The following is a 12,175-nucleotide window of genomic DNA, read 5'->3' on the forward strand; positions in this document are numbered from 1 at the left end:
TGCGGTCGCCGGTACCCTTGCTCTCCGTGGCCCTGTACCGCAAGTATCGCCCGGCGACTTTCGCCGAAGTTATCGGCCAGGAGCACGTCACCGGACCGTTGACCACCGCGCTGGACGCGGGCCGCATCAACCACGCCTATCTGTTCTCGGGGCCCCGTGGCTGCGGTAAGACGTCCTCTGCCCGCATCCTGGCCCGCTCGCTGAACTGCGCGCAAGGCCCCACCTCGACGCCGTGTGGGATCTGTGATTCGTGTGTCGCGCTGGCGCCCAACGGGTCGGGGAACGTCGATGTCATCGAACTGGACGCGGCCAGCCACGGTGGCGTGGACGACACCCGTGAACTGCGCGATCGGGCCTTTTACGCACCCGCGCAGTCGCGCTATCGCATCTTCATCATCGATGAAGCGCACATGGTCACCACCGCAGGTTTCAACGCGCTGCTCAAGATCGTCGAGGAACCGCCCGAGCATCTGATCTTCGTCTTCGCCACCACCGAACCGGAGAAGGTGCTGCCGACCATCCGGTCACGTACCCACCACTACCCGTTCCGCCTACTGGCACCCAAGACGATGCGGACCCTCGTCGAGGGCATCTGTGCGCAGGAGAACGTCGCCGTCGACGATCCGGTGTACCCGCTGGTGATCCGTGCCGGTGCCGGATCCCCTCGAGACACGCTGTCGGTACTGGACCAGTTGCTCGCCGGCGCGGACGAGGAACGCGTGACGTACCAGCGGGCTCTCGCACTGCTGGGCGTCACCGATATCGCGCTGATCGACGACGCGGTGGACGCCCTCGCGGCCGGTGACGGCGCGGCTGTGTTCGGAGCCATCGAAGGCGTGATGGATGCCGGACACGACCCGCGTCGATTCGGCACCGACCTGCTCGAGCGTTTCCGTGATCTTATTGTCCTGCAAGCAGTTCCGGATGCAGTGGAGCGCGGGGTGGTCGACGCGCCACAGGACGTGCTGGAGCGGATGCGCGAGCAGGCCGAGCGCATCGGGCCCGCGACCCTGACCCGATACGCCGAGGTGCTGCACGCCGGACTCGGGGAGATGCGTGGCGCGACGGCGCCTCGGCTGCTGCTGGAGGTGGTGTGCGCCCGGTTACTGCTGCCCTCGGCCACTGACGCGGAATCGGCTGTGCTGCAACGCGTCGAGCGCATCGAGAAGCGTCTGGACATGTCGGTGCCCGAGGCCGGTGGAGCAGGCGCGTCGCAGCGCTTTGTCCGCAAGTCCCAGGCACCCACTGCCTCGGAAGCATCCGCGCCGCCGGCTCCGGCGCCCGAGCCCCCCGCGTCGACTCCGCCCCCGGCGCCCGCTGCTCCAGAGCCCACTCCGGAGCCGGAGCCAGTTCCGACACCTGAGCCCGAGCCCACCCCGGAACCTGCTCCGACACCTGAGCCCGAGCCGGCCCCGGAGCCGCCACCACCACCCGCTCCGGAGCCAGAACCAGAACCAGAGCCGGAACCTGCTCCCGAGCCGCGTCAGCCCGGGGCGCTTGACACCACCGCGGTGCGTAACGCCTGGGCCGAGATCCGATCCAAGGTCAGGGATCGCAGCCGCACCACCGAGGTCATGCTCTCCGGTGCCACCGTGCGTGCCATCGAGGGTAAGACCCTGGTGCTGTCCCATGATTCGCCGCCATTGGCCAAGCGCATCACCGAGTCGCGTAATGCCGAGGTCATCCGGGAAGCGTTGAAGGATGCGCTCGGTGTCGACTGGGAGATCCGTTGCGAGGCGAGCAGCGCAGACCCCGGCGCCCCCGCCCCGGCACAGAAAGTCACCAAGGCCGCACCGCGGGTCGTGACCCGGCCCAGCCGCCCGACTCCCGAGCCCGAACCGGCACCCGAACCTGAGCCGGAACCCACGTCCCCGGAGGACGAGGAGGAGCAGATGCTCGCCGAGGCCGGGCAGGGCGAGGCCGGTCCGCGACGCGATCCCGAAGAGGTTGCGCTGGAACTACTTCAGAACGAGCTGGGCGCTCGCAAAATCGACCCCAGCTAGGGCTGCCACCACGGGCGTAGCGGCAGCGAGGACCCGCGCCGCGCGTCAAGTTTGGTGGCCAGCACCTGGTGCAGCTGAACGACATTGCGCTCGAAGCCCAGTCGTGAACCGGCCATGTACAGGCCCCAGACCTTCGCGGTGGCCTCGCCTACCTCGTCGACTGCCTCATCCCAGTGTTCGACGAGGTTGGCGCACCATTCCTTGAGTGTGAGTGCGTAATGGTGACGCAGATTCTCTTCGTGAAGCACCTCGAGGCCAACGTTCTGGATCTCGGTGATGATCTTCCCCGACCCGGTCAACTCCCCGTCGGGGAAGACGTAGCGGTCGATGAAATACCCTGCGACGGCTGAGGTTCGATTGTCTGGCCGGGTAATGCAATGGTTGAGCAGTAGGCCGCCGGTCTTCAGCCGCGACTGCAGAAACCGGAAGTATGCGGGATAGTTTGCGATGCCGATGTGCTCGGTCAGTCCGATCGACGAGACCGCGTCGAACTCTCTTTCCGTGGTATCGCGATAGTCCGCATGACGGACCTCTGCCAGATCCGAAAGACCTTCGTCGGCAAGGGCCTTCTGTGCCCAGGCGGCCTGCTCGGCCGATAAGGTGACACCGGTGGCGCGCACGCCGCGCCGTGCGGCGTACCTCACCATCGATCCCCAGCCGCAACCCACGTCGAGCAGCCGGTCACCGGGCTTGAGCGCCAGCTTCTCGAAAACCAGCCGGTACTTGTTCTCCTGCGCCTCCTCCAGCGTGGCCTCAGCGTTCGGATAGCACGCGCAGGTATAGGTCATGGACGGCCCGAGTACCCACTCGTAGAACGCGTTCGAGACGTCATAGTGATGATGGATGGCCTCGGAATCGCGGGTCTTGCTGTGTCGGAATCCCTCGACGACTCGCCGCCAACGGGGCAGCGCCTCCTGCGGCGGCGGTGCGATGGGTCGCAGATGTTCGAAACCGATCGACCTGACGATGTTGGCCAGCACGCGCGCCGGAGGTCGCTTGAAATCTAGTCTGTCGGCCATGGCCTTCAACAGCTCGTAGGGGTCGCCCGGGTGCACTCCCTGCATTTCGATATCGCCGGAAACATACGCCCGTGCCAGCCCCAGGTCACCCGGTGCCGTCGCCAAATACGTTGTACCGCGCGGCGTCAGTAGATCGAGCCCCAGCTCGGCATTCTCCGGTCCGGCCTTGCTGCCGTCGTAGGCGCTGAAGCGCAGCGGCAGGTCTCCGGCCGCCATGATTTCGAGAATCTCGGCCAGCGAGAGCTTGCCGTTCTCGCCTCGGTCGTTCTTGGCCTGAGTCGTCGTCATTGTCGCCGCACCGCCTTCGCATAGAGATCCAGCAATCGGTTATCGGGGTCGTACGTCTTTTTCACGGTCCGATAGTGCTCGCCGCCGTAGAGAGCCTCGAACTCTTCACGCGGGTAGAAGGATTCGGAGTACAGCGATTTGTGTCCACCCAGTTCGCTGACCTTGTGCTCTATTCGCCGGTTGGTGGCTCCGTCGGCGGCGCCGACGGGCACCGAGGACCAGAAGCCGATGTTGACGTACGTCTGACCCGACCGTATCGGGTATAGCGGCCATCCCTCGTGGTCGCGTAACCGCAACGGACACAGCCACACCGGTTCAATGGGTACCTCATCGAGAAACCATCGTAGAAACTCCGCGGTGTGACCGATCGGGACCTCGACGTCCTGAACGACGCGTTCCCGGGCCGGGCGCCCGTTAAACCTTTCGATACGGTCGGCGATGTTGTAACGCTGATCGAGGCCGATCATCTTCCAGTAGACACTGCTGCGCCGATACTTTCGCGGCCACAGCCTGCGGATGCGCGGATTCTGCGCGCCGAACGCGCGGGAACACCAGAACCAGTCGGTGTCCCAACGCCATAGGTAGTCGTGAATGCTCAGTCGATCGTGGCCGGTGCCATCCGCATGCTGGATCGAGCGGTAGTAGATCCGTTGTCCCGTGTAGTCGCTCACCGGGCCCGGCGCATCCGTCTGGGTGCCCAGGCACAGATAAGACTCCTCGTCGGAGAACACGACCCCGTCCAGATAGTCCACTCGCTCACCCTGGAAGGTCGCCGAGTTCACGATCGACTCCATCGCTGTCATGAGTTCAGCGAGATTGTGGAATCGGATGTGCCGCAGGGCAACGAACCGGTCGACATGCTCGAGTTCGATGCGCAGACGCACCGAGTAACCCAATGTGCCGTACGAGTTGGGGAAACCGCGATAGAGATCTGCGTGCTCATGCGCCGATGCGGTGATGATCTCGCCCGAGCCGGTGAGGATGTCCATGTCGAGCACCGACTCGTGCGGAAGCCCGTTGCGGAAGGACGCGGACTCGATGCCGAGCCCGGTGACCGCGCCACCCAGTGTGATGGTCTTGAGCTGTGGCACCACGAGCGGTGCGAGCCCGTGGGGAAGGGTGGCTGCGACCAAGTCCTCATAGGTACACATGCCGGCCACGTCGGCCGTGCGGTTGACGGTGTCCACAGCGATGACACCGGTGAGGCCCGAGGTATCCAGGCCCGGTGTAGTCGACTTTGCCCTTGCGCGGAACAGATTTGACGTGGGCTTAGCCAGACGCACGGTCGCCGTCGTGGGAATGGCCCGGTAACTCCGTAGTAGCCGGCTCACTCCCTCGGCGTGCGCCGATCCTGACGAGATAGGCACAATTCCTACGCTAGCCCGGTTCTGCGCGTGGCGCACCCGAGAACGTGATTCGGATGCCAAGTGAGACTGCCGGAAACTAACCCAGGGTCAGTCGTCCTAGCCGAATCGGTGCTCCGCCAAGCTGTTCGTCGATGCGGAGCAGCTCATTCCACTTTGCGGTGCGTTCGGATCTGGTGATGGAGCCGACCTTGAGTTGCTCGGCACCCCAGCCGACCGACAGGTGCGCGATGGTGACATCCTCGCTCTCACCCGATCGCGCAGACACGATGGTGTCCCATCCGCAGTCGTGAGCGGTGTCGTGCGCCGACTTGGCGGCACTGAGCGTGCCCGCCTGGTTGGGCTTCACCAATAATCCGTTACACGCGCCGGCCTCGGTTGCTCGGCGCACGCGCTCGGCATTGGTGACGGTGAAATCGTCACCGACGACCAGGACGCGGTGTCCCACTGCTTGCGTGAATTGCGCCAGGGCAGCCGGATCGTCCTCGGCGAGCGGATCCTCGATGGAGGCGATCGGATACTTATCGATCCAACCGATCAGAACCTCGGCCCAGGCATCGGAGTCGAGCTCGGTGCCGTCGAGCCCGAGACGGTAGCGGCCACCGCTGCCGAATTCGCTCGACGCGATGTCCAACGCGATCGTGACCTGGGCTCCCGGCTGTAACCCGGCCCGCTCGATCGAGGCGACCAGCAGTTCCAGCGCGTCCTCGTTGGAGTCCACCACCGGCCACCATCCACCCTCATCTGCCACCCCGGCGAGCCGGCCTCGCTCGGAAAGTAAAGCCCCGCAGGCGCGATGGATTTCGGCCACCCAGTTGAGGCCCTGTTCGATGCTGTCGGCCGCCGCGGGTACCACCATGAAATCTTGAACATCGGTGCGGCGCGCGGCATGGGCGCCCCCGCCGATCACCTGAATCTCGGGCAGCGGCATCGCAGCCGCTCGATCGCCGATCAGATACCGCCACAACGGGATACCGTGCGATGCGGCAGCGGCGTGTGCGGCCGCCATCGACATGGCCACCGACGTGTTCCCGCCGATGTGCGCGAACGCGTCCGACCCGTCAGCCGCCATGAGCGCCGTATCGACGCCCTTTTGGTCGGTGGCATCGATGCCGACCAGATGCTCGGTCAGGCCGCGGGCGGCTGCCACCGCAGCGGTTACGTCGTAACCGGCGAAAGGGCTACCGCCGTCCCGCAGATCGGCGGCCTCACCGCTGCCCCGGGATGCACCCGCGGGAGCGATCGCCCGCCCGATGCTGCCATCACCCAGCAGCAGCTCCGCCTCGACGGTCGGACGCCCGCGTGAATCCCATACGCGCCGAGCGTGCACACCACGGATCTGTGTTCCGGTCATGGTCCCTCTAACTGTTGTGCGACGGACAGCGGGTCGGTGGCCGATTTATGCAAGGCCTGCCCTGCTTGGGTGCGCAATGAATCACGTTGAGAGGCGGACAAATAGTCCACGGGTGAACGTCCGTCGATGCGGGCGAGAGCCAACGCGGGCAGGAGGCGCGCGGTCCGGGCGGCCACCGCATCCGGCGACTCCCAGGACACGCCCTCTAGGTACGCGGTGCAGAGCCGACGCCTCGTCGCCCGCAACAACTCGCGGTACTCTGGTTTCCATATTTGCTTGAGCAGCAGGTGATTAAGGCAGAACGCGAGATCGAAAGCGGGGTCTCCGTACCAGGCGCATTCGGCATCGGTCAGCACTGGTCCATCCGCGGTGACGATCACGTTCTTCGGGCTCACATCTCCGTGTACCAGTGCGATGTGCGTACTGGCGAGGTCATCGGCCAGTTGGGAAAGAGCATCGGCGTGGTCCGGCAGGCGCTCTGCCGGATAGCGCAGATACGGCTCGATTCGTAACGCCTCGAACAGGTCATCGGATGCGAATTCGCTTGCCACCGTGGCGTCCCCGGCCGTGTGCGCATGCACGGCAACGAGGCGTGCGCCGATTTCCCTGCCCACCTCCGGATCGATACGCCCGTTCGCCAGATCTTGGCGCCAGGAGGCAATGGGCCCCAGATCTGTCATCGCGAACGCGTGCAGATCTTCGACGGCCAGGACAACCCGGGGCGTGAAAGACGGAACGATCGTCACCGCGCGCCGGAGATAGCGCGCCTCAAAGGTGTTGCGCTGCAATGGTGCGACCCAGTGAGCCTGTACCCGAAGCCGCTCGATGGCCCGCTTGACCACCACCGATTCGCCCGAACTCAGCCGAACACGCCACACGTCGGAGGACACCCCTCCGGTCAATGGTTGTGCCTCCACAGACATAAGTCCGGCGTGCGAGAGAAGCTCGACCACCCAGTCAGGTGGTGCCATGCGCACCTTCGGATTTCCACCACAGCGCGTTGAACCAGATGCGGGCGAGTGTGTCGATGGCCTCCTCGTCGGTGACCGAGCTGCGTCCGGTCTCCCCACCCTCTACCAGCCAGACATAACAGAAGTAGTCCATCATCGCCCCGATCGCCGACGCGGTGATATCGGGATCCATCCCCGGGGAGTACTCGTGTTTCTGCAGTCGCCGAATGTTGTTGGCGATCATCGTGCGCGCCGGAGCGCGCAGGTCTCGCCAGTACTCGACGAATGTCGGGTCTATCTGCGCAGCCTGGAACACCCCGGAGAGCACAGGGGCATGGTCTCGATAGGTGGTCCAGTACACGGTGACGATGTCCCGGATCACGTCATATGGTGCGCGATCGCCCGTCTCGACGGTATCGCCGCGGGTGTATGCCTCATCGCGGAACTCATCGACCATGGTGCGCAGAAGCTCGGCCTTGTCGGTGAAGTAGTTGTAGAAAACCCCGACGGATTTGCCTGCCTCGGTAGTGATGTCGACGACGCGCGCCTCGGAGTACCCGACCCTCGAGATGACCTCACGGGCCGCATCCATCAGTGCGCGGCGCGTGCTGCGGCCGCGTTGTGTCGAGGGCTGCTCGACAGCCGCGTGCCGGATCGCTGAATCGCTAGACATCACCACCCCGCCAAGGCTACATTAAACCTGAATCGAGATTCAGTTTCAGTCCGATCGCGTGTCATCCCCTAATGATTGCGCAGGTTGCGAGGTTTTGATGACGAGTTCGACAGCAGTGCAGGCCGATGCCGTTCAGCGAGCGCGTGACCTCGCACCCGCCATCGCGGCACGGGCGCTCGAGGCGGAGCGCCTGCGCCGGATGCCCGATGAGACCATTGCAGAACTGTCCCAGTCGGGTCTGTTCAGCCTGATGGCTCCGCGCCGCTACGGGGGCGACGAGGCCAGTTTGGAAACCTTGGTCAGCGCGGTCATCGAGGTGGGCAAGGTCTGTGGATCGACCGCCTGGACCTTCTGTATCTACGGAATTCACAACTGGCTCGCCGGGTTGTTCCCCGAGGAACTGCAGGACGAGATGTTCGGCTCGGTTTCGCCGGGGTCTCCCTTGCTGTTTCCGGGCAGCTGGTCGCCATCGGGTATCGCCACTCCCGTTGAGGGCGGCTACAAGATAAGCGGGCGTTGGCAATTCGGTAGTGGCGTCTGGCACTCGTCGTGGGCATCGGTCGCCGCGGTGGTGCAGCATGATGAGCCGCCGAAGTATCCGGATCTGCGCACCTTCATGATTCCCAGGAACGATCTCGAGGTCATCGACACCTGGTACACCTCCGGTCTGCGCGGTACCGGGAGCATGGACATCGCGGTCAATGACGTCTTCGTCCCCGAGCATCGGGTGCAGGAGTTCGGTCCCCTGGCGCGCGGGCAGTCACCGTCGGCAGAACTGCACGGGTCCGCCATCTATCGGATACCTCTGTTCTGCGCTCTCTCCAATGTCGCTGCCGCGCCGGCGGTGGGGATGGCGCTGGGGACGGTCGAGCTGTTCACCGAGAAGATCAAGACCAGGGTGATGCGGTACTCGATGCAGGAGCAGTCCAAGCTGGCCACCGCGCACCGGCGCATGGGACATGTTGCCGCGCAGGCTGAGTCGGCACGTGCCCTGCTGTTGCAGACGGTGCGTGATGTGGAGGACAAGCTGCGCTCGGGCGAGGGACTGGCAACCGAGGATCGGGTGGCGGTGCGCCGCAACTGTGCCTATGTCGTTGAAGTCTGCAAAAAGGCCATCGCCGAGGCGGTCGAGGCATGCGGCGCCTCCGCGCAATACGAGGATTCACCGTTGCAGCGCCACCTACGCGATGTGAACACCTTGTCCACACACGTTGTGTACGACACGGATTCGGCCTACGAGCTGTTCGGCCGGGTGGAATTGGGACTGCCGCCGGGGTCCGTTGCGTTCTGATGAGCACTGGCTCGTGAATACTGAGGTGCCCGAACTCAACGGGTTGCGTTGCACGCGTGACGATCGTGTCCTGACAGTCCTGATCGACAACGGTCCGCTCAATCTGCTGGACGGGCCACTCATGTCAAGCCTGTCGCGTCTGGCCCGATGGCTTACCGACCGTGACGACGTGGCGGTGGTGCTGTTCGGCAGCGCCAATCCCGACTTCTTCATCGCCCACCTGAATGTCGAAATCCTGCAGACGGATTCGGCGCGTACTGCGGAGTCCGTCGAATCCTTCCAACGATTGGTCGGCAGGTTCCGCGCGCTGCGGCAGGCCACTATCGCCCTCGTGGAGGGCCGGGTCGCAGGCGGGGGAAGCGAATTCCTCCTCAATCTGGATATGCGCTTCGCGGTGCGCGGCAAGGCCGTCTTCAATCAGGTGGAGACGGGTCTGGGCATCGTGCCGGCGGGTTCGGGCCCCCAGCACCTGGTCCAGGGCATGGGGCGGGCACGCGCGCTCGAGGTGATTTTGGGTCACGAGGATTTCGATGCTGACCTGGCGGAGCGATATGGCTGGGTGAACCGTGCCCTGGACCCCGATGAGGGGTGGCGGTTCGCGAATCGACTCGCCCGGCGTATCGCCGTCAATCCGCTCGCACTGATCGCCGGTGCCAAGAGCACGGTAGATGCGCTGGTCATCGATCTGGAGCCGGGGTTGGCCGCCGAGCGGGCAGCCATCGTTACCGCGTTCGCTGACGTGCACAGCACCGAAAGAATCGCGCTGTTTCTGCAGCGGGGCGGCCAGACGGCGGACGGTGAACGTCGCCTCGGCGATCTCGTGGGCGACCCTTAGACTGCGACTACAACCAGTAGTAGAACCAAGTCGTAGCGAGGGAGAACTCATGGGTCAGGTCAGTGCGTCCAGTTCGGTGTTGATCGACGCGGCACCCGAGGCAGTGCTCGCCGCGGTTGCCGATTACCAGAATGTGCGCCCGAAGATCTTGTCCGGCCACTACCGCGACTACCAGGTGCTCGAGGGCGGTCAGGGTGAGGGCACTGTTGCGGCCTGGAAGCTGCAGGCCACCGAGTCGCGCGTGCGGGACATCAAGTCCAGCGTCAGCGTTGCCGGGCACACCGTCATCGAGAAGGACGCCAACTCCACGCTGGTGACCAGCTGGACCGTCGCACCTGCCGGAACCGGCTCCACCGTCACCACCAAGACCGCGTGGACGGGCGGCGGTGGCATCAAGGGATTCTTCGAGAAGACCTTTGCACCGTTGGGGCTCAAGAAAATTCAGGCCGAGGTGCTGGACAACCTGAAGAAGACGGTCGAAGGTTCGGCGACCTAACCGCCGGGTGCAGGCGCCGCCGCCGGGTCTACACCCGGCGCCGGTGCGGTGCCGCTGAGGTAGGCGACGATGCCCTGAACCACGGCCTGCGCGTACTTGGCGCGGCCCTCGGGGCTCGTCATCATCGCCGAGTCCTGGGCGTTCTTCATGTTGCCGAGCTCAACGAGAACTTTCGGGTGCTGAGCAAGGTTGAGGCCCGCCAGGTCGGAGCGACCATAGAGCCCGCCGGTGCCGATGTAGGTCGCAGGTGTCAGACCGGCGGCTTGCAGGCTGTCGCGCATGGTCTTGGCGAAGCGCAGCGTCGGCTCACCCTGCACCGCGTTTACCGGCGGGTTCGAGTAGTTGACGTGGAAGCCGTGACCACCGGCCGGGCCGCCGTCGGCGTGGATACTCACGACGGCATCGGGGTTGAAGCTGTTCTCGATCTCCGCGCGCTTGTCGATGCACGGACCGAGTTTGTCGTCGTCGCCACGGGTCATCGCGGTGCGCACGCCGAGTTGGGTCAGCTGCTGACGGATGAGCAGCACGGTGTTCCACGCGAAGGTGTGCTCCGGGTACCCGCCGTCCGTGGCGGTGCCGCTGGTCTGACAGCTCTTGGTGCCGCCGCGACCGTCGGGCACCTGGTTGTTGATCGAGCCGTCATTGGCCCCGTTATGCCCGGGGTCCAGCACGACGATGCGTCCGGCGATGCCGGGTGCGGCTGCGGCGATGGGGGCCGCCGGCGTGACGATCGGCAGCACCGTGACCGATGCCGCCGTCAATAGCGCCGTCCCAGCCAGGCCCATGGCGCGACGGAGCGGCACGGCACGCGACATATGGTGTCCGAAACTCACTCGCACCTGGCCACGGTAGCCCGGCCGGCGGCTACCCTTGTTGACGACCCGCCGAGGCCCGGCGAGCGTGACCAAGTTGATACCCGGTCGTTTGAGGCGAGAAGGAGAGTTCATGCAACCCGGAGGCGCCCCGGATATGTCAGCCCTGCTCGCGCAGGCACAGCAGATGCAGCAGCAGCTGATGGCCGCTCAGGCGCAGATCGCGGCGGCGGAGGTCACCGGGGAGTCCGGTGGCGGCCTGGTGCGGATCACCGGCAAGGGCAGTGGCGAAGTGATCAACGTGCAGATCGACCCGAAGATCGTCGATCCCGAAGATGTCGAGACGCTGCAGGACCTGATCATCGGCGCGTTGGCCGATCTGACCTCGAAGACACAGGAACTGGCGAGCCAGCGGCTGGGCCCGCTCGCGGGTGGCCTCGGCGATCTTGGTGGAGGGCTGGGATTGCCCGGTGTTTGAGGGCCCGGTCCAGGACCTCATTGACGAGCTGGGCAAACTGCCCGGGGTTGGACCCAAGAGCGCACAGCGCATCGCCTTCCATCTTCTGGGTGTCGAGGCTCCCGATATCGATCGGCTGACCGCGGCCTTGACGCGAGTGCGCGATGGCGTTCAGTTCTGCGAGGTCTGCGGGAACGTCTCGGACAAGGAGCGCTGCCGGATCTGCTCGGACCCACGACGCGATCTCGCATTGGTCTGCGTTGTCGAGGAACCCAAGGATGTGCAGGCGGTCGAGCGCACCCGAGAGTTCCGAGGCCGCTATCACGTGCTCGGCGGCGCGTTGGATCCGCTCTCGGGGGTCGGCCCCGATCAGCTGCGAATCCGGGAGCTGTTGACGCGCATCGGAACCGACGAGGACGGCGTCTCCATTTCCGAGGTCATCATCGCTACCGACCCGAACACCGAGGGGGAGGCGACGGCCACCTACCTGGTACGAATGCTGCGCGATTTTCCCGGGCTGACGGTCACCCGTTTGGCGTCCGGCCTGCCGATGGGCGGGGACCTGGAGTTCGCGGACGAGCTGACCCTCGGGCGCGCCCTCTCCGGCCGCCGCCCCCTCTGATTCCCTTGCCT

Annotated in this window: 12 protein-coding genes; 6 read left to right on the forward strand and 6 right to left on the reverse strand. The window is 65.1% G+C overall.

All coding sequences use genetic code 11. The features are described from left to right. Positions 1-26 precede the first annotated feature (26 nt). Positions 27-2,003, forward strand: a complete 1,977-nt coding sequence (locus MSTE_RS01350) for a DNA polymerase III subunits gamma/tau (protein ID WP_096505301.1) — start codon at positions 27-29, stop codon at positions 2,001-2,003. Here the strand turns inward: MSTE_RS01350 and MSTE_RS01355 are convergent. The 5 genes from MSTE_RS01355 to MSTE_RS01375 form a co-directional block, all read right to left on the reverse strand. Further along, entirely contained in the window at positions 2,000-3,310 is a 1,311-nt protein-coding gene (locus tag MSTE_RS01355; RefSeq protein ID WP_096498455.1) for a class I SAM-dependent methyltransferase, read from the reverse strand. The two genes, MSTE_RS01350 and MSTE_RS01355, sit on opposite strands and share 4 nt — an antisense overlap. Next, on the reverse strand, positions 3,307-4,677 hold the full coding sequence (locus MSTE_RS01360; protein WP_096498456.1) for an FAD-binding oxidoreductase: 1,371 nt from the start codon (positions 4,675-4,677) through the stop codon (positions 3,307-3,309). Before MSTE_RS01360 ends, MSTE_RS01355 begins: the two co-directional genes overlap by 4 nt. Before the next feature lie 76 nt (positions 4,678-4,753). Continuing rightward, a complete protein-coding gene (gene eno, locus MSTE_RS01365; RefSeq protein WP_096498457.1) occupies positions 4,754-6,028 on the reverse strand; it encodes a phosphopyruvate hydratase in 1,275 nt (424 codons plus the stop codon). After that, positions 6,025-6,999: a phosphotransferase gene (locus MSTE_RS01370; protein WP_096498458.1), complete on the reverse strand. Its 975-nt coding sequence runs from the start codon at positions 6,997-6,999 to the stop codon at positions 6,025-6,027. The genes eno and MSTE_RS01370 overlap by 4 nt, the downstream gene beginning before the upstream one ends. Further along, entirely contained in the window at positions 6,986-7,657 is a 672-nt protein-coding gene (locus MSTE_RS01375) for a TetR/AcrR family transcriptional regulator (RefSeq protein WP_193442051.1), read from the reverse strand. Before MSTE_RS01375 ends, MSTE_RS01370 begins: the two co-directional genes overlap by 14 nt. 91 nt (positions 7,658-7,748) lie before the next feature. On the opposite strand from MSTE_RS01375, the gene MSTE_RS01380 reads away from it, so the two are divergent. The 3 genes from MSTE_RS01380 to MSTE_RS01390 are packed head-to-tail and all read left to right on the forward strand — an operon-like array spanning position 7,749 to position 10,273. Further along, positions 7,749-8,942 (forward strand): acyl-CoA dehydrogenase family protein, encoded by a 1,194-nt coding sequence (locus MSTE_RS01380; RefSeq protein ID WP_096498460.1) that lies wholly within the window; start codon positions 7,749-7,751, stop codon positions 8,940-8,942. A 13-nt stretch (positions 8,943-8,955) separates the two neighbouring features. Continuing rightward, the gene (locus tag MSTE_RS01385; RefSeq protein ID WP_096498461.1) at positions 8,956-9,777 is read left to right on the forward strand and encodes an enoyl-CoA hydratase/isomerase family protein; all 822 of its coding nucleotides are present in this window, start codon (positions 8,956-8,958) and stop codon (positions 9,775-9,777) included. A gap of 49 nt (positions 9,778-9,826) precedes the next feature. Continuing rightward, positions 9,827-10,273, forward strand: coding sequence for an SRPBCC family protein (locus MSTE_RS01390; RefSeq protein WP_078299210.1), 447 nt, complete (start codon positions 9,827-9,829; stop codon positions 10,271-10,273). Here MSTE_RS01390 and MSTE_RS01395 read toward each other — a convergent pair. Then, on the reverse strand, positions 10,270-11,013 hold the full coding sequence (locus tag MSTE_RS01395) for an Rv3717 family N-acetylmuramoyl-L-alanine amidase (protein ID WP_162291526.1): 744 nt from the start codon (positions 11,011-11,013) through the stop codon (positions 10,270-10,272). The genes MSTE_RS01390 and MSTE_RS01395 overlap by 4 nt on opposite strands. Positions 11,014-11,218: 205 nt before the next feature. On the opposite strand from MSTE_RS01395, the gene MSTE_RS01400 reads away from it, so the two are divergent. Further along, positions 11,219-11,563, forward strand: a complete 345-nt coding sequence (locus tag MSTE_RS01400) for a YbaB/EbfC family nucleoid-associated protein (RefSeq protein ID WP_030096006.1) — start codon at positions 11,219-11,221, stop codon at positions 11,561-11,563. Next, on the forward strand, positions 11,556-12,164 hold the full coding sequence (recR, locus tag MSTE_RS01405; protein ID WP_030096005.1) for a recombination mediator RecR: 609 nt from the start codon (positions 11,556-11,558) through the stop codon (positions 12,162-12,164). Before MSTE_RS01400 ends, recR begins: the two co-directional genes overlap by 8 nt. Positions 12,165-12,175: the final 11 nt, after the last annotated feature.

The sequence above is a fragment of the [Mycobacterium] stephanolepidis genome, from assembly GCF_002356335.1.
GTDB lineage: Bacteria > Actinomycetota > Actinomycetes > Mycobacteriales > Mycobacteriaceae > Mycobacterium > Mycobacterium stephanolepidis.